We start from the raw sequence: 23,249 nt of genomic DNA on the forward strand, positions 1-23,249 counted from the left end.
AAAATGATTAAGCGTATATCTGGGGCGATTTTTTTTGTCTCTCTGTGTTTGTATAGGGCTTTTTCCATCTGTTTTTTGTTTTGGGCGTGTGGATTCTTCTTGTTTGCGTATATGGTGCAAGGGTATGATGTCCCGAGCGATATGGTGAAAACAGATGGAATAATAGTTTTTACTGGTGATATGTATAGGGTTGAGGAATCTATCAGGCTGTTTAATAGTCAAAATCCAAAGCCGATGCTTAGAATATCTGGCGTGAGAGAAGATTGTATCGCGAGCATTAAAGGCAGAAGTGAGAAAATATCTTCTGATAATGCGAAAGATACGATCTGTAATTTTGCACTATCTGCGCAGTGGATAGAAGAAAATAATCTCCATTCTGTGCGAATTGTTACTTCAAACTATCATATTCCCCGTTGCGCTATAATTTCTATGCTGTTTTGGCCGACAGGTGTTACAAAGGTGTTTCATCCAGTTTATCAGTCTGCTCTTAAAGGGTCATTAGAGCAGCATTTGAGGACCATGTTTTTGGAATATAACAAACTAGTGGCTTCTATTATTTTGCTTTTAGAATATACGATGGGGGTTTTATAGGAGTGGCCTCGCGACTAGCTGAGCAAAACGCTTCTTAACTCAGCTTTTGGTGTTTTGAGCTCTGCAAAATTACGGCGCAAAACGCAAAAGCTATGTCGAAAGACAATCCCTATGGGAAAAACTGGGGTGCCAGGATTCGAACCTGGGGATGGCGGAACCAAAACCCGCTGCCTTACCGCTTGGCTACACCCCAACAACTACGCTAAGATATATCTAAATACGTATTCAGCGCAAGATGCGACAACATTATTTTGCCACGCTATCTCTAAAAAAACTTTTACCAAATAGTTTGTTTTGGAGGTCTGTTATTATAATCATCGCCCCAATAGTTGCGATGAACCTTATATCTGGGTATGTCTTTTTTGACAGACACTGGAACCCTGTTACTCGTCTTTTCTCCAGAGACATTGCGCGCGAAATAAGTGTGACTATGGGGCTTATAACAAACTCTGATATGCCGAAGGAAGATATACATAAAATAGCGCTTGATAAGTTCGACATGACAATATCAGAAGAGACTTTTATGCCACCAAAGTCTTCTCATGGAGGGTTGGCATTGAGGTTTTTTAAGGCGGCGTTGTCGCAAGAAGTACGTCACAGCTATGTCATAACACAGACGCACAAGTTCATGTATGTGTGGATAAAGGCAGACAGCGGGGTGTTTAAATTTGAGATCCCTAAAAAACGATTTGCAAGCAAGACTTCTCTGTTATTTTTTCTATGGAGTGTAGGGTCTGCTGTCATACTTCTTGTAGTCGCCATAATATTCATGAAAAATCAGCTGAAGCCGCTTTATAGGCTTTCTCGATGGGCGGACTCGATAAAAGATTCCTCTCTGCCTGCGCATATATCTAAAATAGAAGGCGCTGCGGAGATAAGAAAGGTTGCAAATGCTGTTCAGATTATGGTTATAAAGATGAAAAGTACATTTGAGGAGCGCAGCAATATGCTTATGGGGATATCGCACGATCTTCGAACCGTTCTTACACGAATGAAGCTTCAGATAAAGCTTATGCCTGCGTCGCAAGATGCGGACGCCTTGCTGTTGGACATAGATCAGATGAATAAGATGATAGAAAGCTACATAGAGTTTGCTGGTTGTGAAAAAGTTGAGGAATTTCGTTTAGTTAATCTTGTAGATGTTCTTGAAAGAGTTGCTAGGCCATATAGCAACGTATTTATTAAATCTGAAGCTTCAAACTTTGCTGCTATGCTACGTGTTATACAGTTTACAAGGTGTATTCAAAATTTGCTTGATAATTGTTTGCGCTATGCAAAAAGCTCTATATTTATAACTGTTGGAGAGGATAGGGGGTGGTTTTATATAAGAATAGAGGACGATGGACCTGGCATAGAAGAGCAATTTCGTGATGACGTTTTTAAGCCATTTTTTAAAGTTGACAAAGGAAGGATGCTGGATGGGGCTACTGCTGGGTTGGGGCTTGCTATAGTCAAAGGCATTGTCGAGAATCACAGAGGGCAAATAAAGATAGAAGAAGCGGCGTCCGGAGGGGCCGTTTTCGTAATCAAGATTCCTGCAACCATCCATTCAGAAGAAGCCGCTTAAAGAGTCGGACTGTTATATCTGCAGCTAGCGAGCGTTGTTTAGTGGCCTGTTGCTGTTCTTCTTATTAACATAAACACAAACGTCGACTTTCTTCTTTTTTGGGAAAAAAATAACTTCTCCGATGCTGCACAGAATCAATGGAGCAACAAAGAAAAACGAAAAAAACCTTGTAATATAGGCAAACACCATACACTTTCTAACACATGGCTTCCGTTACCCGGTTTTACGCTGGTAGACTGTGCCGCCATATATAAAGTCACAAAACACAATAGACTATATCACAAAAATCCTTCAAATTCTACACAATTTTATATGATATTTTAAATAATTTTTTAAGAAATTTCAGCCGAGATTGAGGCTGAATTTTATGATAGGAAAACGGATATAGGCGAAGATAAGGTAGTAGAGGAATTTGCTCCCCAACCAAAATGCAAGACCTAAGATTCCGACATAAAGTTATGAGCATAAAACATAGCCATAATAAAGCCCCTGTCTGTCTGTTGGCTATGTAGATGTGGAGCATCGTCGTCTGAGGTTGTTGTATATAGCTGTACATTTTATGTTTTAGATTTTTGTCTCGGAGATATACAGAGTGTTTCGTGATTGTAAAAGCGAAAATGCATGTAAACAAGTGTAATACCAAAGTTAAAGGACGCATTGAGTTATCGTTTATCTTTATCTAAAAGCGTCCGCTAACTCCAAAAGCTACCGCAAGCGCCATCCCAATGCCAACCGCATAGAGTTGCGCAGAGATTTTACCAATACTCAACAAAAATTAAAGTCTATTGTAGCTAGCTCTCTATACGGCAGAATGGCAAGAGCTAGCAACTTTACTCACGATAACGCGCTCAGCAATAGTAATGCTACTAAATTCATAATTTTTATCAATGGATTTATAGCCGGGCCAGCGGTGTCTTTATATGGATCGCCGACTGTGTCGCCAATAACAGCAGCTCTGTGCGCCTCAGAGCCCTTTCCTCCAAACATCCCTTCTTCAATGTATTTTTTTGCATTGTCCCAAGCTCCTCCGCCAGATGTCATGGAAATAGCAACAAAAAGACCAGTAACTATTGTTCCAAGAAGCGCCCCTCCAAGACATTCAAATGCTTCAGCCTGTCCTACCATAAAGTTTATAGCAAAATACACGCAAAGCGGAACCGCAACCGGCAACAGAGCTGGCGCGACCATAGCTTTGATGGAAGCCCTAGTAAGCATATCTACAGCCTTCCAATAGTCTGGCCTGGCTGATCGTTCCATTATTCCTGGAATTTCCTTAAATTGTCTCCTAACTTCTACTACAATAGATGAGCCAGCTCTGCACACTGCTTTCATCCCCATAGATGCAAACAGAAACGGAACGGCTCCTCCAACAAACAATCCGACAACCACATAAGGATCGTCTAGTCTGAACGTTAGCATTAGTTGGGGGAAGTAGTATTTCAAATCTTCTGCATAAGCGGAAAACAAAACCAAAGCCGCAAGGCCGGCAGAGCCTATCGCATATCCTTTTGTCACTGCCTTGGTAGTGTTTCCAACCGCATCCAAAGCATCGGTCACTTTTCTCACTCCTTTAGGCAACTCGGCCATTTCAGCTATTCCGCCCGCGTTGTCTGTTATTGGACCATACGCGTCAAGCGCCACTATCATTCCTGTGAGCCCAAGCATGCTTGTGGTGGCGATAGATATTCCGAACAATCCTCCGTTCCAATACGAAATCAATATGGAAGCGCTTATTACTACAACAGGAAGAGCGCATGCTTCATTGGATATAGCAAGCCCCTGTATCAAATTAGTGCCTGCTCCGGTAACTGAAGATTCGGCTATACTCCTAACGGGCCGGTAGCGCGTTGAAGTGTAGTATTCCGTTATCCAAACTAAAAACCCAGTAGCAAAGAGTCCGGTAAAAGCACAAGAAATCAATCTTATTCCAGTGAATACTTGCTGTGAAGAAACCGTATTTGCAAACACGTCCGTTAGGCCTATCATATTCTTTGTCATAATGAATATCCCAACTGCCGACGCAGCGATAGAGCATATAAGTCCTTTATACAGGGCGCCCATTACGTTTTCGGATGACCCCAGCCTGACAAAAAGAGTCCCTATCATACAGCTAAACAAGCAAATAGCGCCTATTACAAGCGGATATAAAGCCATCACATCTTGAATAGCTCCAGTAAACGATATGAGTGCTATCTGTATGGATGAGACAAGAGTCACAACGTAAGTTTCAAATAAATCTGCGGCCATTCCTGCGCAATCGCCAACATTATCTCCTACGTTATCTGCAATGACGGCTGGGTTTCTCATATCATCTTCAGGAATGCCGGCTTCTATTTTCCCAACTAGATCGGCTCCGACGTCTGCTCCTTTGGTGAAAATTCCTCCCCCCAACCTCGCAAATATAGATATAAGAGACGCGCCAAAGCCAAGAGATATGAGCGCCTCTATGATCTTTCTGCTTTCTACCCCATAGCTTTTCATACATGAATAATATCCAGCTATTCCAAGAAGACCAAACCCAACTACCAAAAATCCAGTAACTGCTCCAGAGCTAAATGCAACACCTAGAGCTTCTCTCAATCCGCTTCGAGCTGCTTCCGCCGTTCTAACATTAGCGCGTACAGATATAGACATCCCCGCATATCCAGCAGCGCCAGAGAGTACAGCCCCTATCGCAAATCCAAGAGCTACATGTTTGCCTACGAAAAAAAACAGCCCAATTGCTACAAGAGCTCCAACGGCTGATATCGTCACATATTGTCTGTATAGGTATGCGCGAGCGCCCTCTTGAACTGCTCGTGCAATCTCCATCATTGAAGAGTTTCCAACCGGAAGAGAGAAAACTCTTTTTGTGACTAAAGCGCTATAAAGCAACGACATTAGCCCAGAAAAAAACACGCCATAAAGCAAAACCATCTGATGTCCCATACAAATGTCACCACAGCCTAAAACTACTGCATGAAGATGACAAAAAATAAGCAAAATCGCAATAGGCAACTGATATTTGTTCAAGTTGTATTCGAATGCATTTTGAATACTGTGAAGACAAGTTATTTGGAAAAGGTGTTGCGAGGACTGGTATAAGTTTGTATATTTGACGGTGGTTGATGTAGCTTAAGTGGTTTTTGATAGTTTTTTATGATGTTAATAAAAGCGAAGCAGGTCATTAGTAAATTTTTATGCTGTGATTTGTCGAGAGCGAGTGGTCGGGTGAGCGGTAGGCGCTGTTGGTGTGTGTGTGATTCTGGGATTAGCCTGATAGAGACCATAATAGTTCTTGTGATAGTTGGAATATTTCTTGGATGCGCGTTTAAGGGTATGGAGTTTATAGAACAGGCTCGCCTTCAAAAGGTTGTTACGCAAATTGAAAGCTACATGGCCGCTGTTAATGCTTTTAAAGAAACATATGGATATCTTCCAGGAGATTTTCCTAATGCTAAATCTACCTGGAATAAGAGTGATGTTGAAGATGGCGACGGAGACGGGATAATTGGTGGAGCGTTGTTTGAGAAAGGGAAGGACGCGTCTCTTTTTTGGAGTCATTTGAGTTGTGCCGGATTTATACAGGGGGTTGATAAGAAAACCGATGGGATAGTATATCCAAGCAGCGCCCTCGGTGGCTGTTTTTCTGTCAAGTATAATCCTGCGGAAGGAATGGAGGGACATTGGCTGGTTCTTGGTCAGGAATCAAAGGGTGGAGCAGAGGGAGGACTTCTTACGCCAGCAGAAGCTAAGTTTATAGAGAAAAAATTTGGAAGCGCAGATGCTATGTCTGGATCTTTTCAAGTTCGAAAGGGCTCCGGCGTGGACATAGAATTCGTTAAAAATGGGCAATATGACACATCTATTAAGAAGAAAATTTGTGTTATATACGTTTTTTTATCAAATTAACTTATACAATTTAAAATAAATATTTATTTATTTTTATATATCTTAATGAGGAAAGAATTTTTTTTAAAGCAGCCGGTTGTTTACTCGGTCCCTATTGTCGCTTTAGTTTTTGCTCTGGAGTTTTCCTGTAGTTCGCTGGCAGGACCCCCTCAGCTAGGCCCTACTAATAAAATGCAATTGAGAACTAAGCCTGGAGGTCCTGCAAAAGATGGCGCGGGAAACAAGAATAAGGCGGTCGCTATACCAGACCCCTGTCCAGCGGAATTTCCATCGTCATATGTGATTTCTCGCGTGAATGGAGTTGGAAATTATGCAGAAAAAAGAAAAATAGAACTAGCGGGAAAATCGTGGGATATAGTGGATTTTTTTGTTGAAAGAAATGATTATGTCGGGAAAAGCGATTTTTGGGTTGCCTTTAACAACAGCTATGACACCGATCATGGGAAAGAGACGGCCCTTAATGAGGCATATAAAAATAAACTGAAGCAGATAACTGGGCTTGGTTCGTCCAAAATTCAAGGAAAACTTGGAGAGAGAAAGCCGGTAGAGCGAGGTAAGCTCGGTGATGCGAAAATTAAAACAGAGCTGATAAAGGGCTTAAATCAAGAATTTCCCGGAGCTATTTCATGTAGTTACAAGATAATGGCTATTTCTCCTATTACTAAGGGAAAAAGTAAGAGAATAGGCTCTGTTGGTATTTCTAGAATAGCTCCAGAAAAATTTCAGCCTAAAAGCGGCCCCATAAACAATGTAAAAAGTGGCAAAGATGGGAGCGATAGTAAGGCAAAAAAGGAGAAACACAATGAATAAAAATATTTTTAATGGTTTTATGCTGGTTTTTATGGCGGCTGCGGTATTTTCGTGTGCGCCCATAGCTCCTAGAGCGTTTGGTGATGATTATGGAATCTATCCTAATGTATACGGCTCTTCGTACGCATATGGGGACTTTATCCCATTTTATAGCCAAATTTATAGACAAGATATTTACGATCGCGGAAGGTGGAAGCATCACCACAGACATCATAGTAGTAATACAGATTATAAACAGCATCGAGGGCACTCATTTCATGGACATTCTTTTCACGCAGGAAGGCATATGGGGGGATTCAGAAGGTAGGGATAGGTTATTGTTTACGGTTTTGTCTCGGCTCCTGAAGCTGGACGGAAATTATGGGTTCATTTCTGATGCGTTATTCTCGCTTGTAGTTAACACAATTGTAACAATTAGAAGCATATAATTTCCTGAAAATTTGTTATAGGTGTAAGAGATGCGGGCTATAGCTATAGTTGCCGTCCTTGTTGTGTTTGTTCAGGGAGGGATGACGGCGAGTGCAGGGTTGCGTAAAAACAGCGAGGAAGTATTAAGTGTTTCCAGCGTATACTACGTGGCTCTTTCTGAATTTGGGAGGTGTTTATTCTCTAGTTTTAAAAGAACAAGACAATATAAGGATTCTGAAACCGTATTTTTTGCATATTCTCCTTCGATGCTTCAATTATATAAGAGCATATCAATTGCTTGGGATATTACTAGCGCTGATATAAGTAAAGCTGCAAAAAACGTCAGAAGCTATGATAAAGGATCTTGTCGCGGAGGAGGCAGAGAAGGGTTTTTATGTGCGGCTGGTGGTCTTATCAACGTGATGCTGAGGATTCAGAGCGGCTGCGGTGAGAGATTTGCAATGTCCGAAAGAGCCGTTTACATGATTGTTGCTGCTTTGGAAAAATTGGCCCCTTATGTGGATGAAAGTTTTTTTCGCTACATAATGACGATTTTATCTAATAACATTTCTTCTATAGTGAAAAGCGGAGCTATCGAGAGCCGTTGTGATGCTTGGTATATGGGAAAAATATTAGAAGCCGCTTTTCCGCTTTTGAGCTGTCAGATTGCATACAGTTTTTCTAGTATGTGCGCTGGTGGAAAAGCAAACGTTGAGGATAAGAATAGCGCACTCAATTTTTTGGAGAAAAACAAGTACATCATTCCAACTTATATAAACGGCGTGATAGCAAGGTTGGCAGACTTGTCGAGGTTTTCTAAGAAAAAGTCCAGCGCTAACGCAAAAAAGAAGCCATTTTATAGAAACCATTCGAAAGATGGTATTGATGCCCGTATTGATATTAGAGATGTTGCTTGAAACATATGTGTAAGTCCGCGGTCAGGCAGGGTCAGAGGAAAATTTGTGAGGCATCTCTAGTCTTTATCTTTATTTATTGCCGTTTGTAATTTTTCAAACAAAATCATTGGAATCAGTAAGAGCGCAACCATGATAACTGCTAGCGCGCAAGCCGAGGGCCAGTCTTTGCTTGTGAAAAATTCTGCCCAAAGCACTCTTCCAATCATAAGTGAAGTGGGTCCCCCTAGAAGCTCTGGAATTACATATTCTCCCATTGCTGGAATAAACACAAGGCTGGCGCCAGCGACAAGTCCTGGGAGCGACATTGGAACCGTTATTCTCCAAAAAACGGATGTTGGCTTGCAACCAAGATCAAAGGCTGCCTCAAGAAGAGATCGGTCGATATTTTCAAGCGATACGTATGCTGGAAATATCATGAACGGGAGATAGGTATACGTAACCCCTATGCCAACAGCTAGCTGGTTATTGAGCAACTCCAGCGGTTCTCTGATTAGACCTATGTTAACCAACAAGAAGTTTATTATGCCTCGATCTCCAAGGAGGTTCATCCACGCGTATACTCTCACTAAAAACGATGTCCAAAAGGGCAGTATTGCAAGTATAAGAAAGACCTTTTGCATCTTTTTGCTAGACTGAGCAATGCCATAAGCCATTGGGTATCCTATCAATACGCACATCATTGTTGCTAAGGCAGCAATTTTTATCGAGTTAAAAAAAGCTGTTCGGTAAAACCCGTCACACAATATAGAGCTATAGTTGGAGAACACCATACGTATCTGCAAAAGCTCTCCATCTACTATTTGTATGAAAGGCTTATAAGGAGGTATTCCAACCGCGAGCTCAGAAATGCTTATCTTAAATATGACAAGAAAGGGAAGAACAAGGAAAAGCAAAAGCCAAGTATACGGAATCCATAGGCTGATTTTTTTTTTAATTCTAGTTTGAAATAGCCTCATTTTGTCGATTCCGAGCCATGCATCATACTAGACGACGGTGCGCTTCGCATGAGCAAGATAGTAGCAAAATACCTTTGCTAGTTCAATTTAATCTTGGGCAATTGGTCGTTTTTATATCTCATGTTTTTCGACGATTAATATTGCAAATAAAAACACAGCGATAAACACTGGAGCCCATATTATCATAGCATAAAAACTATTTTTTGCTGAATTAAACATGAACATATACATGAGTTCTTTTTGTAGGTATAGGCAAAAACATGCGATGCTTCCGGTTAAGTTCCATATGAGTGCAGAAGCTCCTCCCCTGCATGATATAGAAAACAACAAAGCCAGAGGACCCAGCAAGGTAATTAGCGCCGCATTCATTAGCAAATAGTGCCATCTTACTATATGAGCGGGCGTGTATTCAGATTTTCTTATCTCGCGCCCTATATCTCTGAATGACGAATTCCCAACATACGCTGTCCTTTTTTTTACAACTATTTCTATGGGGTTGAATTCGCATTTTATTTTGCCAGCATTCATAAAGTTGGGGCTTTTATTTTGCTGTATTTTCCAACAGTTTCTTACAACTATAGAGTTTTTTTTGAATTTTGCGCTTTTTGCCCAATAGCTTTTTATGAATTCTCCTGAATTAGAGAAAAAATATATTCCAACATCATTTGCTACGCCTTTTTGTTTAATGCGAGCTATGTGAAGAAATACTTTTCCAGATTTTGTAGTTATGCTTTTCCAAAAGTTTGATGCTGCTGCCGATTCAGAAGAGGATTCTTTTCCAAGTAATGATTTAAAGGTTGCGCCATACTCTCTCATCATTTTTTCTGATACTGGGCTGAGTATATACAAATCTAGAGTTGCGATTATAAAGCTGATCAATAATACGGGGGTCATAAATTGCATAAAAGAGATTCCGATCGAGCGCAAAGCGACGATTTCTTTATGCCTGCTTAATCTAAAAACAAATAAAAGGGCGGAGAAAAATATAATGAACGCGAGAGTTTGATGTATGATAAACGGCATTTTCATGGCAGAGAGCCAAAGCTGATCTGCCGCTCTTATAAATATAGATGACTTGTTTCTTGACGTTTCAAGAAGTTCTAGAAGGGTTACAATAAATACAATAAATAACAATATTACTATAAGTCGTATTGTAAAAAGGCCTGAAAGATAAAAAAATATTTTGCGCGGGAGTATTAGGTTACTAATTTTTCGAAACTTACGATTTTTCAATTCAAACATTGCTATATTTCCCGTCTTAATAATTCGTCGGCTGCTTTTATCTTCTCTTCTCTAAACAGCTCGTATAACCAAATAATTACCGGGAATAGCATGGCGAATACCATTATAAATGAAAACAACGGGTTTGAAAATTTGTATAAACCAAATAGAATCACAGTTTCGAAAAGCATTACCATGGAGGTGGCCATGAGTGGTTGTTTCCATTTGTTTTTTCTTTGAGCGGAGGTTTTTAGAAAAACGAATACGGAGACTAGCGCAAATATAATCGGCATGAGGGGAAACACAATTCTATACAAAATTTCTGCGTCGTATACGCGCTTTTTTTCATCATCTCCTCCGTTTCTGTTTAGTATAAGTTCGTGAATAAAGCTTTCATGTGGCTTTTTTTCTACCAGAAAATCTTTTCGTGGCTCGAGGTTGACTGTGTATCGTTTAAATTTTAAGAAAAACGGCTGTGCAGACCTATCTATAGTAATTTCCTGATGAGTCCCGTTCGTTATTACGAAATTAATCCCGCCGTCTGCAGAAGCCTCAGTTGATGCTTTTTTCCCTGTTATCAGTGTTCGTTTTTTTGGGTCTGATTCGTCATAAACTATTATATTTTTGAAAACATTACCCGCGTCTCTTTCGCTTACATATATGGTGCGTCCATTTATTCGTATAAATTGTTTTGGAGCAAGGATGGACGGAGCTATGTTGCTCCTTATTTCTCTCTCTTTCTTTTTAAATTCTTGAAAACTAATTGGAAGCAAAAACAGGCTAATAGAATATAGGAATCCCACCATGAACACCGCTATTGCAAAACATGGGTATGCGAAAAACGAGCCGGCTACACCGCAGCACAGCGCTGCTTCCATCTCATGGTCATTTATTATCTTGTAATACACAAATAAAATCGCTAGCAAAAATCCAAACGGAAGAGCAATCATCATTACGTTTGGAAGGAGGAATATAAAAAAAGAGAGAAAATCTGAAAAAGATATTCCGCTGTATGCTATCAAACTGCAAAATCTAAACGATTGTGTCATCCAGATTATCGTTGTTAAAATACAGCTAATTCCTAATGTTGCAAAAATAATTGATCTTGATATATATTTCTGAAATAAAACCATGGGGACGTTAAGATATATATCAAAGGACGCAAACAGCATGAGTATAAAAAAATTTTTTTCTTTTTTCAAGTTTGTGTGCTCGGCGGTTATTATTTTGCTTATTTCGCAATTTATTAATTATTCGGAAGCAAAAGCTGGCAATGAATACGGAATAGCTGGAATTGTCAATAAAAAACCAATAACTATAGGAGATGTAGACGCAAGAGTCAGAATAGCATTTCTTGCGTCTGGAAGCAGGCCGACTGAGGAGGCTATGAAGTCTCTTAGGCCTCAGGCATTGAGAATGCTTATGGAAGAAGAGCTTCAAACTCAAATAGCGAAGCAAAACAATATAAGCGCTGATGAAGGCGAAGTAGAAGATAGGATAGATGCTGCTGCTAGGAATTTGGGCATTAGCAAGGGGGCGTTTATAAAATTTCTTGCTTCTAACGGAATTTCAATAGAAAGCGTTCGAAAGCAGATACGAGCATCTGTTTTCTGGGTCAATTATATACGTGAAAAATATGAGAGGCTTATTGTTGTGAAAAAAAGCGATATAGATGCGTTTATAAGGAGGAGCCTTGAAGACAATATAGGTGAGCAGTGCCAGATATGTGAGATAGTGGACTATGTGGACAGCAAGCATACGGAGCTGCAAGCTATGCAGAACGGTAAAAAGATACGTGCTATGCTTGATAATGGAGCGTCGTTCCATGAGATGGCGCGCCAAATGTCGTCTGCTCCTAGTAAGGAAAGCGGAGGTATGCTTGGATGGATTAGTGTTAACAGGTTAGACCCTTCCATTCGTTCAGCCGTGAAGCATATGCAGCCAGGAGAGTTTTGTGGTCCTATCCGAATTCCTGCGGAGGGGGTTGCAGATAGGGTTGTCATATTTGCTCTGGTTGATAGGAGAGTTGTCAAAAAAGAAGAATTTAAGATCCCGTCTGTTGAAGATGCCGCTAGCGTTTTGAAGCAGGAAGCTTTGGCTAGATGGTCTAAACGAGAGATGATCGATTCGAAAAAATCTGCGTATTATAAAGAGCTAATAAAATAGAAAATGGAAGGTGTGGATGTGTTGGTTGTTTGCTGAGAGCGTCGCTGTTTCTGCAGTTTTTAGGAGATAGGATAGTTTTTATTGTGCTAGAAGGGACCAGCATTCGTCAGAAATAGAAAGGTGGTTGTTGGCTGGGACGATATACAGCAGAATTGTTTTTATAAGTCAAATCTTTCTGGATCATTGGCGCGTATATTGGTCATAGCGGACGTGGCTGGATGAGAGAAAGATACGCTGCGGCAGTGTAGCATCATCCCTTCTTTAAGCTTGCAAGAGCGGTCCAAATTTCCGTATAAAAAATCTCCAACAACCGGACATCCTATGTGTGCCATGTGTGCGCGAATTTGGTGCGTTCGTCCGGTTTCTGGAATTATTTTTATAAAAGAAAAATGGGCTCCGTTTTTGCAAAACTTTCTTACAACTTCGTATTTTGTTACCGCTGATAGGGCCATGCTTGTATTATAGGGTGGGCGCTGGAACTGTGTATTTATCTGCATGGAACACACCATCTTTGCTCCTCCGTTCCAGGATGTTTTTATTAAAGGAGTATCTATTGTTCCCTCAGGATCCTTCGGAAAGTTATGCACAATTGCTATGTATTCTTTTTCTATGGACCTATCTCGGAACATAGCGGCAAGTGTGCGTGCGCATGATATAGTTCGAGAAAACAAAAGAACTCCCGATGTTTGCTTGTCGAGTCTGTGAGCTAATTTTACAGAAAACTTACCGCATTGTTGTAGGTTTTTTTCATAGCCATACAGCGTTTCGGCCACCATGTCCATGCTAACAGATTGACGTGTTCCTCCTTGAGAAGCAATACCGGCCGGTTTATTGAACGCTATCACATGCTCATCTTCGTATATTACCCATAGGCGAGCCGCATTCATGATTTCGTCTGGAATTTTGATTTTTGGACTATGCGTCGCCCTGTTTTCGTTTTCTTCGATGAGCTTGCTGTATATGGAGATCATGTCGTTTTCGCAGAGTCTAAGTGAAGGGAATGCTCTTTTATCGTTAACTTTTATGTCTCCGGTGCGCAAAAATTTTTGTATCGCGGAGGCGGGGATATTTGGAAGCCTATTATATGACCACTTATCGATTCGTGCGCCTGCGAAGGAGGGATCTACAAATTCTTGTACTGTTTTTTGCTTTGTCATAAGGAAGCTCTATCATTACGGTTGACCGCGCTGAAGAAAGGTCTACTCGCTTGCGTTACAATTGCGTTAATTATAAACCGAAGGCGCAGTATATCAAACGTTATTTTCTTTGGGTTAATTTTTTTGATTAGAGCTACAAATTTGCGCTATATCTAAAACTTCTTTTGCGTTCATGCCTGCTCTTCCCAGCATAAGCCCGTCCGCTCCGGAGGCCATTATCTGCAGAGCATTGATGGTGTTTGCTGCCCCTCCATATAAAACTCCAAGGCAGCGATCTTCCGCTGGGTGTATACAAGATTTTATGTAAGATATCGCTCGGGATATATGTCCAGAACTTACAGCCTCATATGGCGCTCCAACAGCCCATACAGGCTCATATGCAATGATGATTTTTCCATCGGATGGGATGCTGGAGGTTATTTGCTGCTGTATTTCGATATCAAATTTGCATGGAGAGCTTTCTCCGATGCATATTATGGGGGTGATGTTGTTTTTGATTGCGCTGAGCGCTTTTGCAAGAATAGTGCTGTCGGATTCTTTATGATATTTTCTTCTTTCACAATGGCCTAGTATTACATAGTCACATCCAATGTCGCGCAGCATGTTGGCGCTTACATCTCCAGTGAAAGCTCCTCTTTCTTCAGAAGAACAATCCTGAGCTCCGAGCGAAATTATGTCTGTATTCTCAAAATCTGCGCTGTTTGCGCAACTTGATAAACTTGGTAGATATGGAAAGGGAAAGCACGCTATTATTTTAGGTGGAATTCCTTGTCCTTGCGAACGTGTTGATTCGGAAATTTCGTCGATAAACTCTGTGACTAGCTTTTTGTTTCCGTTCATTTTCCAGTTGCAGACTATGAATTTATTTTTCATTATTTGTGTGAGAATTTATGTTGTTTCCATATGGTATACGGCTTTAATGTAGCTACGCAATGTCTGGATTCTTTGTGACGTTTTTTGAATGCTAGATTATAGGTTTTATAGATTTTTATATGGTAAGAATGATACTGTTTTCTGTCTGCCAGTAGAGAACAACTTTGTCGTCCCATGTGACAGGCCTTTCTGCCAAGCGGAACAAATTGGGTTGCGTCGCGATTACTATTTTTCCTGACCTAAGTTGAACGTAATAAAGCGAAACATCTCCGAGGTACGCGATGTCCTTCACAATTCCTATTGCGAAGTTGTTGGGGAGGTTTTTTATTTCCGTTGATATGAGAATTTTCTCTGGCCTAATAACCACAGAAACATGAGCCCCAACTGGCGCGGCTGACGAATACGCAACTGCTAGGTCTGTTTCTATATGAGGACTTTTTACGACCACATACTCTTGCTCTTCGGATGTTACTATCCCATCAAAAATGTTTACTATTCCAATGAATTTCGCAACGAAAAGAGAATTTGGGTATTCGTATACTTCTCCCGGAGTTCCAACTTGCTTGATTTTTCCTTTATCCATAATCCCAATTCTTGTAGACATAGTCATAGCTTCTTCTTGGTCATGGGTCACCATTATGAAAGTGGTTTCTACTTTCTCTTGTATATTCACAAGCTCGAACTGGGTTTTTTCTCTGAGATTTTTGTCTAGGGCTGCCAGCGGCTCATCTAGAAGTAGCACCTTTGGTTGTCTAGCTAAAGCTCGAGCCAGCGCCACTCGCTGTCTTTGTCCTCCAGAAAGCTGATATGGGCGTCTGTCTGCGAAATCGCTCATATTCACCAGATCTAGCATTTCTTCCACTCGCTCTTTTATAAATTTTCGGCCAAGTCTTGCTTGCCTTAGCCCGAATGCTACATTATCGCGAACACTCATATGCGGAAACAGCGCATAAAACTGGAACATTATGTTTACTGGAAGGTCATATGGCTCGGTTTTTGTCACGTCGATGTCGTCTATGTAGATATGGCCGCTTGATGGCTTTTCGAATCCTGCTAGTAGACGTAGCATGGTTGTCTTTCCGCACCCAGACTCGCCAAGCAGAGAGAAAAATTCACCCTTGTATATGTCTAGGCTGACGTTTCTTACAGCCGACACCGAGCCAAACTCTTTTGATACAGACTGGAACTGAATAAAAGGTTTCTCCGTTGGGTTAAGCCACGGGTCAACATTTTTTTCCCGCGCTGATTTCATGAAATTAGCTGTAGACATACAAACCATATGGAACAATAAGCAGCGAGACTTGCTGTGATTATACTCGTTTATTTTTGTGTTGGAAATTTTTTTGGAACTTGTCGAAATCTATTTTCGTTTTGTGTAGGTGAGGGCGGATGAATATAATAGCCTTGCGTATATGGAACTCAGGTGAGAGACTGGTGTTAATAATGAATTAATGCTGAGGAAAATGTTTCAGAACAATGTGCCAATAATCGGTATAGAAACAAGCTGCGATGAGACGGCGGTTGCTGTTATATGTGGCCGCAGTATCTTGAGCAACGAAATATATAGTCAAACAAAAGAGCACGAAAAGTTCGGGGGGGTTGTTCCTGAGGTGGCTGCTCGTGCTCATGTGACTGTTTTGACAGATTTGTTTTCTATAGCTATTGGCAAAGCAGGGATTAGGTTAAGGGATGCATGTGCTATAGGCGTTACAAGCGGACCTGGACTTGTTGGAGGGCTGCTCGTAGGAACTATGTTTGCAAAAGGCATAGCCATCGGATCTTGTAAGCCTGTCTATCCCATAAATCATCTTGAAGCACATGCTCTAACTGTACGCATGTTTGATGACCGCGCAAAATTCCCGTACTTGTTGCTTCTGATTTCTGGCGGGCACTGCCAAGTCATCATTGTAAATGGCGTGGGAAAATATCAGATGCTCGGAGCAACTTTGGACGATTCTCTTGGTGAATGCTTTGATAAAGTTGCGCGCCTTCTTGGGTTTTCATACCCGGGAGGACCTAAAATAGAAAAGGCTGCGGTAGGAGGAGATCCGTTTGCATTCGATATTCCGGAGCCGCTTAAAGGAAGCAAAGACTGCTTATTTTCTTTTTCTGGTTTAAAGACTGCTTGCGCTAGCATCATTCAAAGGAGTTCTCTAGACGAGCGCCAGGTAAAAGATTTTTGCGCTAGCTTTCAAAGGGTGGTAGCGGACCATCTTTGTAGAAAAATACTCGTAGCTGTGCAAAAGTCGGAAAAATTTGCCGGTTTGTCTGAAAACAAAATTTCATGTTGCGTGATCGCTGGAGGGGTCGCGTCTAACGCATATATAAGAGAGCGCATCAACTTCGCTCTTTCTAGTGTTCGCTATGAGCTTGTTGTTGCTCCATCAGAATTTTGCACAGATAATGCAGTTATGATAGCGTGGGCGGCGCTGGAAAGAATGGAAGCAGGGGTTGCTCCCGCCGACTCTTTTTCTGTTCATCCAAGGTGGCCTATTGGTTTTTAATTTTATTCTCATAAAAATGCCAAGCAATAGCTCTCAAAAATACATCGTCAAATTTAATAAATTGTGTGGTATAGTACGATCTGGTTGGCGTAGCAATGAAAGAATATATGCAGAGGGCGGGGTTTTGGTCTTTATTAGCATTAGTTATAGGAGTGCAGTTAGGTCTGGGCGCGACGATTCTGCCGAGCAATTTAGCTCCATATGGGGTTTGGGGAATTCTGAGTTTTCTTATTACTGGAAGTGGAGTCATATCTCTTGCCCTTGTTTTTGCAGCCCTTTCTGAGAATTCGCGCGCTGGCGGGCCATATGTATATGTGCAGGATGCCTTTGGTGACAGAGCTGCGTTTGTTGCGGCTTGGAGTTACTGGATAATATCATGGGTTGGAACCGTGCCAATTTTGGTTTTTGCGGCTGGTTCTATGGAGATGTTGTTCGGAGGATGGAGCACTTCTACGGCGATAATAGTTGAGATTACCATACTTACGGTCATAACACTGATCAACCTTACTGGCGTTGGAGCAGGCGAGATCATTTTTAGTGCTGCGCGCGTGATCCCATTTGTCGTTTTTCCGTTTATTGCTCTGAAGTATGGATCGCTGAAAAACATAGAAATACCTAAAGATATTTCGCCTATGCTTGCTTTGAATAAGGCGAGCCTAATAGCCCTATGGGGATTTCTTGGAATAGAGGCTGGCACTACGCCGGCAGATACTGTAGAAAATCCTAATAAAACGATTCCGAGAGCTATAATCTATGGAACTTTTATAGTTGCCGCTTTGTATATAGTAAATCTTGTTTCTGTGATGAGCGTTGTTCCAGCTGGCGCTCTTTCAAATTCCCTTAGCCCTTATGCGACTTATCTTGAATACTCTATGGGGGGAGATTATGCTAAGGTTGTATCAGTGTTTATCATCATAGTTTGTGTTGGGTGCGTGAAGTCATGGATTTTGACTTCTGGAGAAGCTGCGTATTCCGCTGCGCAGGAGCAAATGTTCCCAAGTTCCTTTGCTAAAAGAAACAAATTTGCTAGCCCATATGTTGGAGTAATAACTACATCAGTTCTTATGGGTATTTGCGGACTTATGTTGAAAAACAACACAATAAAGGAGCAAATCAACATTCTAATCGAATTTTGCAGCACAGCATATCTCATATTGTATATGATATGCGCTGTAATACTGGGTATTATGATGTGGCGTCGGAAAATAGCGGCCTCCGTTATGAGGTGGTCTCTTGTGACTGTGGGGTTGGCATTTTGTTCGTGGGCTATATGTATGGCCAGACCGAGAGATATAATTGGCGCCGCTATGATTCCTCTTTCCGGTGTTGTTTTGGGGCTGTTCAGAAGGAAATAGATTTTATTTATGTATACATAGCTTGCTCAGTTGCATGGAAGAGATTAGCTATAGTCTGTTCTCGAACCTGTCTAAAACTTGCTGAGCTCTATGGATTATATTTGTCGGTATTCCTGCGAGCCGAGCTACATGAAGACCATACGACCTGTCGGCGCTTCCTGGAATTATTTCGTGGAAAAATACTATTTTGTCATCCCATTCTCTGACGCTAAGCGTATAACATGCGATATTTTCTATTTCTTGAAGCTCGGTCAATTCGTGATAGTGCGTTGCAAACAATGTCCTGCACTTTGCAGACAATGCAAAATGCTCGACGCACGACCAGGCCAACGAAAGTCCATCGTAGGTCGCTGTGCCTCTTCCAATTTCATCAAGAATTACAAAACTTTTGCTCGTGGCGTGGTTTACAATAGTTGCAGTTTCTATCATCTCCACCATGAATGTTGAGTGGCCGCGAGAAATATCGTCTGATGCGCCAACTCTGCTGAACAAATGATCTACAACCCCGATCTTGGCTCTATCCGCTGGAACGAAACACCCTATATGTGCCATCAACACAATCAAGGCATTTTGACGAAGAAAGGTACTTTTTCCTGCCATGTTTGGCCCAGTTATCAGCCATAATTTCTTTTTTGATAGGTCGCAGTCGTTTTTTGTGAAATCAGACTCGTACGAATTTTTATAGGCTTGTTCAACGACAGGGTGTCTTCCGCCGATTATTTCAAAATCATCTGAATCATTTATTACCGGCTCTGTATAACAATTTTCTTCTGCGAGCAATGCAAACGCTGACGATATGTCTAATATTGCAAGAGAGCTTATAATTTTACGAATTTTTTCTGTTAGTGAGCGTAAATCTTCTATAAATCCATTAAAAATAGAAGTTTCCAACTGGATGGCTTCTGAATATGCTACATTTAATTTTTGCTCAATCTCTATTAGTTCTTGAGTTGAATAGCGCATTCCAGATACTAGCGACTGTCTAAGCACAAAGCTAAATGGTATTTTTGATGAAAGAGATGGCGATACTTCTATGTAATATCCGATTATATTATTACGTTTTATTTTGAGATTAGGAATTTTTGTTTCTTGCGCATATTTTTCTTGAAGCCTTTGTATTAGTTCTGAACTTTTGAAATGTGTGTCATAGAGTTCGTCTAGCTCTTCGCAATATCCTCTGGCAATTACTCCTCCGTCTCTTAGAAAAGCAGGAAGTTCGTCGTTGATCGCGGTAGATAATTTATGAGAAAATTCTCCAAGATCGCTGTTTATGTTGCTGATGGCATCAGAAATTTCATTTGGAATTGACCAGCATTCTTTGTGTGAAGCAAATATCATTTTAATAGATGGAAGAAGGCATAGCGCGCTTTTCACGGCTCCAAGATCTTTAGGGCCTCCTCTATCTAGTAATAGCCTAGAAAGAGACCGTTCTATATCTGGTATTTTTTTTAATATTGAGATTAGGTTATTTCTTGTTGCGTCATGCTGCTTGAAAAACCGTACGCTTTCGAGACGCTCCGATATGTCGAGCGCGTTTTTTAAAGGGTGCATAAGCCTCATGAGCAATAAGCGCGCCCCCATGGGCGTGGAAGTACGGTCTATTGTTGAGATAAGAGTCCCATTTTTTTCTCCTCTCATTGTTTGAAATATCTCCAGGTTTTTTCGAGTAAATGGATCTATTTCAAGAAATTCAGATTCACAAAGTTTTTTTGGACGAGATAGCGATAAAAGCTCTTTTTTCTGAGTAAGAAGCACATAGTCTATTAAGGCTCCGGCTGCGCAAACTTCCGATTCGGAAAAATCAGCTATTCCTTTGAGAGTTGTTACTTCGAAAAAACTTTTCATTCGTTCCATGCTTGAGCGTAAGCTGAATCTGCTGTCCGGCATTGGGTTTACTTTCCATTCGCGAATGATTTTTGATATTTGGTCGTTTCGCAAAATTCTTTCTGGAACCAAAATCTCTTTCGGCTGAATTTTATGGATAGCGGAGAAAAGCTGCTCAATATTTTTTGCTTCTGTGAAAAAATCTCCTATTGAAATGTCGATGAACGCTATTCCGAAAGATCCGCTATCGGCCTCATCGCAGATTGCCATAAGAAAATTGTATCCTTTCGATTCTAGAAGGTTGTCTTCCAGAAGAGTTCCTGGCGTGACAATTCTAGTCACCTCTCTTTTTACCAACTTTGAGCTTTTATTTTCAGCAGACTCTGTTTGGTCGCATATCGCTATTTTGAATCCCTTTTTTACGAGGCGAGAAATATAGTTTTCGCTCGCATGATGAGGAACTCCGCACATGGGAATATTATCCTTTTCTGTTTTTCCGCGCGAAGTAAGTACTATATCCAGCTCCTTGGACGCCGTGATTGCATCTTCAAAAAATAGCTCATAAAAATCGCCCATTCTGAAAAAAACCAGGCAATCTTGGTGCTCTTTTTTTACAGCAAGGTATTGTGTCATCATTGGCGTCTCTTTTGACGTCTCCACCTTTGAAAATCCATTGAAAGTAGTCACAAATTTTATACAAATGTTTGCTATACGGGACAATTCTACACCGTTATTGTGTTTTAGGTAAGGAATTCCATGAATCGTTGTCTAGCGCGTTGATGTATCGGTGGGACTTTGTTTTTATGGCTTGAATTTTTTCTTTTGACATTTATTTCTTAAGGTTTTGCGTGAAAAGGTGCGTTGTTTTTTCTAAGTTTTCTTTCGATAGCGGATTTTCTGAATTATTGCTAACCTTCTAAATTATGATTGAAAAATGGTTTATTAGGTTTTTATAAACGAATGAAACCTAGCCCATCGAAACTTGCCTAAAGTTTTTAGTTGCATTATAGTGTCTCAAGCAGTTTTTATCAGTTTTTTCTATGGATTGCGGGTTGAATGACAGGCAGCGCCGTTCGGAGACGTTGCTGTTTTTGAAGAGAATGGTGGCTCATCCCCTGCAGATTGGAGCCTTTTTCCCAAGCTCTAGGAATCTGTCTAGGGTTATTGCCGGCGAAGCTGTGAGATGCTTAAGGGACTTGTCTTGCGATTATGTTCTTGAGCTTGGCTGTGGAACTGGAAGGTTTACTCGCGCTCTTATAGAGGCCGGAATACCGGAGGAAAACCTTGTATGCGTTGAGATCGACGGGGAGCTTTTTAATTACCTAGCTGGTGAATTTAAAAAAGCTAGAGTTATACGCGGTAATGCGTGCGATATGATGTCTATAATTCCTGGCGAGCTTATAGGAAAGATCGGTGTTGTGGTTTCTGGTATACCTATGATTAATCTTCCGCATGTAGTGCAAAAAGCTATTGTAGATGGATGTATGAACGTTATGCGTCCGAGAGGAGAGATAATTCAATTCACATATAGTCCGTTGGCCTCTCTCAACACATCGTTGCTGGGATTGCGTAAACGAAAAGTCGCGACCGTTTTTAGAAATTTTCCTCCGGCGACTGTTTGGGCATATGAAAGAGCTCCTTCGGTCAATAGTCTTTGATCATAGCGTTTTATGATAAATAGGTATTTTGGGACTGATGGAATAAGGGCTCGTTTTGGCGAGTGGCCGCTTTCTCCGCATGGGCTCTCTGTCATTGCGAATGGTATTAGAAAGTATTTGCATGCGAAGAAAATCTCTAGCGTGGCGATTGGATGTGACACTCGCTCTTCATGCAAAGAGATAGAATTGAGAATTTGTTCTGAATTAGAAAAATGTCCTATAGACGTTAAGATTCTGGGTGTGATTTCTACGCCAATGATGTCTTTTTGTGCGATGACTGGCGGAGCGGAGCTTGGAATAATGATATCTGCGTCGCACAACCCATATGAGTATAATGGTATAAAAATGTTTGACCGTTTTGGAAACAAATTTTCTCTTGGGGACGAGGCCGAGCTCGAGGAATTTTTTGACGAAGTGGCGGCTGGTGACTGTGGGAGATCTCGGGTTTCCTATCGAGCAGAAAAGGGGTCTACCTACCATATGCAAGATGATTTTGTGCTGAGGTATAAAAATTTTTTGCTGGGAAATATGGCGCATGCTCTGGAAGGATTGTCAATTGTTGTTGATTGCGCAAATGGAAGTTATTCAAATATTGCGAGAGATGTTATGAAGTCGCTAGGAGCAAAGAGTTGCGTGTCTATTGCCGACGCCCCAAGCGGCTTAAATATAAACTACGAATGTGGGGCAACTCGACCTTTGCTTGCGCAAAGAACAGTGCTGGAAACTAGGTCAGATATGGGCATGTGTTTTGATGGAGATGGAGACAGGGTTATTTTTATAGATGAAAGGGGCCGGGTTATTGGCGGAGATCAAATAATAGCATATATAGCAAAAAAAGTGGGTTTGGAAGGTACGGCCGGAGTTGTTGGCACAGAGATGTCTAATAAGGGGTTGGAGTTTTTTGTAACAGGTCTTAGTATGGGATTTTCTCGCACTTTAGTTGGAGATAGGTTTGTTTCGGAAGAGCTGTCGAAACGCGGATGGAAAATAGGCGGAGAGCCGTCGGGCCATGTTATTTTGAAAGAATTTTTGCCAACAGGAGATGGGCTTTTAGTGGGTGCTTATGTCGCAGGGCTGGTTGCTAGCTGCAGAGGGGTTGCCAGCGAAGTGCTTAATGTGTTTTTTCCGTTTGCGCAGGTTTTGTTCAATATGCCGATAGAAAAGGTAAACCCTTTTGCTGTTGAAGACGCCAAATCTAGAGGAGCTTTTTTGAACCTTCTCGGATGTGACGGAAGAATTTCTATAAGAAAATCTGGCACGGAACCGGTGTTGAGAATAATGGTAGAAGCAGAGACTCACGAACACGCGAACGAAACCGCGCGCGCAATAGCGAAGTTCATCTCTGCCTAAT

19 protein-coding genes and 1 tRNA gene are annotated in these 23,249 nt (G+C 41.2%); 11 read left to right on the forward strand and 9 right to left on the reverse strand.

The features are described from left to right. Positions 1 to 3: 3 nt before the first annotated feature. On the forward strand, positions 4 to 591 hold the full coding sequence (locus HYD_RS03430) for a YdcF family protein (protein WP_236864937.1): 588 nt from the start codon (positions 4 to 6) through the stop codon (positions 589 to 591). Between the two features lie 121 nt (positions 592 to 712). Here HYD_RS03430 and HYD_RS03435 read toward each other — a convergent pair. Further along, positions 713 to 784 (reverse strand) — tRNA-Gln (locus tag HYD_RS03435). Positions 785 to 880: 96 nt separating this feature from the next. Here HYD_RS03435 and HYD_RS03440 point away from each other — a divergent pair. Further along, positions 881 to 2,158 (forward strand): ATP-binding protein, encoded by a 1,278-nt coding sequence (locus tag HYD_RS03440; protein WP_236864939.1) that lies wholly within the window; start codon positions 881 to 883, stop codon positions 2,156 to 2,158. Positions 2,159 to 2,992: 834 nt separating this feature from the next. Here HYD_RS03440 and HYD_RS03445 read toward each other — a convergent pair. Continuing rightward, the gene (locus tag HYD_RS03445) at positions 2,993 to 5,086 is read right to left on the reverse strand and encodes a sodium-translocating pyrophosphatase (RefSeq protein WP_236864941.1); all 2,094 of its coding nucleotides are present in this window, start codon (positions 5,084 to 5,086) and stop codon (positions 2,993 to 2,995) included. A gap of 306 nt (positions 5,087 to 5,392) precedes the next feature. On the opposite strand from HYD_RS03445, the gene HYD_RS03450 reads away from it, so the two are divergent. From HYD_RS03450 to HYD_RS03465, 4 genes are all read left to right on the forward strand, one after another. After that, on the forward strand, positions 5,393 to 6,049 hold the full coding sequence (locus HYD_RS03450; RefSeq protein WP_236864943.1) for a type II secretion system protein: 657 nt from the start codon (positions 5,393 to 5,395) through the stop codon (positions 6,047 to 6,049). Between the two features lie 171 nt (positions 6,050 to 6,220). Then, on the forward strand, positions 6,221 to 6,859 hold the full coding sequence (locus HYD_RS03455) for a hypothetical protein (RefSeq protein WP_236864945.1): 639 nt from the start codon (positions 6,221 to 6,223) through the stop codon (positions 6,857 to 6,859). Between the two features lie 83 nt (positions 6,860 to 6,942). Beyond that, positions 6,943 to 7,287 (forward strand): hypothetical protein, encoded by a 345-nt coding sequence (locus HYD_RS03460; protein ID WP_236864948.1) that lies wholly within the window; start codon positions 6,943 to 6,945, stop codon positions 7,285 to 7,287. Between the two features lie 30 nt (positions 7,288 to 7,317). Further along, positions 7,318 to 8,184, forward strand: coding sequence for a hypothetical protein (locus tag HYD_RS03465; protein ID WP_236864950.1), 867 nt, complete (start codon positions 7,318 to 7,320; stop codon positions 8,182 to 8,184). Positions 8,185 to 8,240: 56 nt separating this feature from the next. On the opposite strand, the gene HYD_RS03470 is transcribed toward HYD_RS03465, so the two are convergent. From HYD_RS03470 to HYD_RS03480, 3 genes are all read right to left on the reverse strand, one after another. Then, the gene (locus HYD_RS03470) at positions 8,241 to 9,140 is read right to left on the reverse strand and encodes an ABC transporter permease subunit (RefSeq protein WP_236864952.1); all 900 of its coding nucleotides are present in this window, start codon (positions 9,138 to 9,140) and stop codon (positions 8,241 to 8,243) included. A gap of 111 nt (positions 9,141 to 9,251) precedes the next feature. Then, entirely contained in the window at positions 9,252 to 10,382 is a 1,131-nt protein-coding gene (locus tag HYD_RS03475; RefSeq protein WP_236864954.1) for an LptF/LptG family permease, read from the reverse strand. 2 nt (positions 10,383 to 10,384) lie between these two features. After that, positions 10,385 to 11,533 (reverse strand): LptF/LptG family permease, encoded by a 1,149-nt coding sequence (locus tag HYD_RS03480; protein WP_336511900.1) that lies wholly within the window; start codon positions 11,531 to 11,533, stop codon positions 10,385 to 10,387. Between HYD_RS03480 and HYD_RS03485 the strand changes: the two genes are divergently transcribed. Next, positions 11,532 to 12,527 (forward strand): peptidylprolyl isomerase, encoded by a 996-nt coding sequence (locus tag HYD_RS03485; protein WP_236864956.1) that lies wholly within the window; start codon positions 11,532 to 11,534, stop codon positions 12,525 to 12,527. The two genes, HYD_RS03480 and HYD_RS03485, sit on opposite strands and share 2 nt — an antisense overlap. 158 nt (positions 12,528 to 12,685) lie before the next feature. Here HYD_RS03485 and HYD_RS03490 read toward each other — a convergent pair whose 3' ends face one another. From HYD_RS03490 to HYD_RS03500, 3 genes are all read right to left on the reverse strand, one after another. Continuing rightward, positions 12,686 to 13,684 (reverse strand): RluA family pseudouridine synthase, encoded by a 999-nt coding sequence (locus tag HYD_RS03490; RefSeq protein WP_236864958.1) that lies wholly within the window; start codon positions 13,682 to 13,684, stop codon positions 12,686 to 12,688. A 114-nt stretch (positions 13,685 to 13,798) separates the two neighbouring features. Further along, positions 13,799 to 14,557: a triose-phosphate isomerase family protein gene (locus HYD_RS03495; protein ID WP_236864959.1), complete on the reverse strand. Its 759-nt coding sequence runs from the start codon at positions 14,555 to 14,557 to the stop codon at positions 13,799 to 13,801. Positions 14,558 to 14,672: 115 nt separating this feature from the next. Beyond that, complete coding sequence (locus HYD_RS03500; RefSeq protein WP_419469449.1) at positions 14,673 to 15,827, reverse strand: ABC transporter ATP-binding protein; 1,155 nt, start codon at positions 15,825 to 15,827, stop codon at positions 14,673 to 14,675. Between the two features lie 193 nt (positions 15,828 to 16,020). Between HYD_RS03500 and tsaD the strand changes: the two genes are divergently transcribed. After that, positions 16,021 to 17,061 (forward strand): tRNA (adenosine(37)-N6)-threonylcarbamoyltransferase complex transferase subunit TsaD, encoded by a 1,041-nt coding sequence (tsaD, locus tag HYD_RS03505; RefSeq protein WP_236864962.1) that lies wholly within the window; start codon positions 16,021 to 16,023, stop codon positions 17,059 to 17,061. A gap of 95 nt (positions 17,062 to 17,156) precedes the next feature. After that, positions 17,157 to 18,416, forward strand: a complete 1,260-nt coding sequence (locus tag HYD_RS03510) for an APC family permease (protein WP_236864964.1) — start codon at positions 17,157 to 17,159, stop codon at positions 18,414 to 18,416. A gap of 48 nt (positions 18,417 to 18,464) precedes the next feature. Here HYD_RS03510 and mutS read toward each other — a convergent pair whose 3' ends face one another. Next, the gene (gene mutS, locus HYD_RS03515; RefSeq protein ID WP_236864965.1) at positions 18,465 to 20,876 is read right to left on the reverse strand and encodes a DNA mismatch repair protein MutS; all 2,412 of its coding nucleotides are present in this window, start codon (positions 20,874 to 20,876) and stop codon (positions 18,465 to 18,467) included. Positions 20,877 to 21,280: 404 nt separating this feature from the next. Between mutS and HYD_RS03520 the strand changes: the two genes are divergently transcribed. Next, entirely contained in the window at positions 21,281 to 21,898 is a 618-nt protein-coding gene (locus HYD_RS03520) for a class I SAM-dependent methyltransferase (protein ID WP_236864966.1), read from the forward strand. A gap of 12 nt (positions 21,899 to 21,910) precedes the next feature. Further along, positions 21,911 to 23,248, forward strand: a complete 1,338-nt coding sequence (locus HYD_RS03525) for a phosphohexomutase domain-containing protein (RefSeq protein ID WP_236864967.1) — start codon at positions 21,911 to 21,913, stop codon at positions 23,246 to 23,248. The last annotated feature ends 1 nt before the right edge of the window (position 23,249 follow it).

This window comes from Candidatus Hydrogenosomobacter endosymbioticus (assembly GCF_021654655.1).
Classification (GTDB): domain Bacteria; phylum Pseudomonadota; class Alphaproteobacteria; order Holosporales; family GW7; genus Hydrogenosomobacter; species Hydrogenosomobacter endosymbioticus.

What these genes read in the sequence shown, in the direction of transcription:
- mutS (WP_236864965.1), bottom strand. Translation starts at nt 20,876, where the DNA reads ATGATGACACAATACCTTGCTGTAAAAAAAGAGCACCAAGATTGCCTG.
- HYD_RS03525 (WP_236864967.1), top strand. Translation starts at nt 21,911, where the DNA reads ATGATAAATAGGTATTTTGGGACTGATGGAATAAGGGCTCGTTTTGGC.
- HYD_RS03455 (WP_236864945.1), top strand. Translation starts at nt 6,221, where the DNA reads ATGCAATTGAGAACTAAGCCTGGAGGTCCTGCAAAAGATGGCGCGGGA.
- HYD_RS03430 (WP_236864937.1), top strand. Translation starts at nt 4, where the DNA reads ATGATTAAGCGTATATCTGGGGCGATTTTTTTTGTCTCTCTGTGTTTG.
- HYD_RS03500 (WP_419469449.1), bottom strand. Translation starts at nt 15,827, where the DNA reads ATGTCTACAGCTAATTTCATGAAATCAGCGCGGGAAAAAAATGTTGAC.
- HYD_RS03520 (WP_236864966.1), top strand. Translation starts at nt 21,281, where the DNA reads ATGGATTGCGGGTTGAATGACAGGCAGCGCCGTTCGGAGACGTTGCTG.
- HYD_RS03490 (WP_236864958.1), bottom strand. Translation starts at nt 13,684, where the DNA reads ATGACAAAGCAAAAAACAGTACAAGAATTTGTAGATCCCTCCTTCGCA.
- HYD_RS03510 (WP_236864964.1), top strand. Translation starts at nt 17,157, where the DNA reads ATGAAAGAATATATGCAGAGGGCGGGGTTTTGGTCTTTATTAGCATTA.
- HYD_RS03485 (WP_236864956.1), top strand. Translation starts at nt 11,532, where the DNA reads ATGAGTATAAAAAAATTTTTTTCTTTTTTCAAGTTTGTGTGCTCGGCG.
- HYD_RS03470 (WP_236864952.1), bottom strand. Translation starts at nt 9,140, where the DNA reads ATGAGGCTATTTCAAACTAGAATTAAAAAAAAAATCAGCCTATGGATT.
- HYD_RS03475 (WP_236864954.1), bottom strand. Translation starts at nt 10,382, where the DNA reads ATGTTTGAATTGAAAAATCGTAAGTTTCGAAAAATTAGTAACCTAATA.
- HYD_RS03495 (WP_236864959.1), bottom strand. Translation starts at nt 14,557, where the DNA reads ATGAAAAATAAATTCATAGTCTGCAACTGGAAAATGAACGGAAACAAA.
- HYD_RS03445 (WP_236864941.1), bottom strand. Translation starts at nt 5,086, where the DNA reads ATGGGACATCAGATGGTTTTGCTTTATGGCGTGTTTTTTTCTGGGCTA.
- HYD_RS03480 (WP_336511900.1), bottom strand. Translation starts at nt 11,533, where the DNA reads ATGCTGTTTGCGTCCTTTGATATATATCTTAACGTCCCCATGGTTTTA.
- HYD_RS03465 (WP_236864950.1), top strand. Translation starts at nt 7,318, where the DNA reads ATGCGGGCTATAGCTATAGTTGCCGTCCTTGTTGTGTTTGTTCAGGGA.
- HYD_RS03460 (WP_236864948.1), top strand. Translation starts at nt 6,943, where the DNA reads ATGATTATGGAATCTATCCTAATGTATACGGCTCTTCGTACGCATATG.
- tsaD (WP_236864962.1), top strand. Translation starts at nt 16,021, where the DNA reads ATGTTTCAGAACAATGTGCCAATAATCGGTATAGAAACAAGCTGCGAT.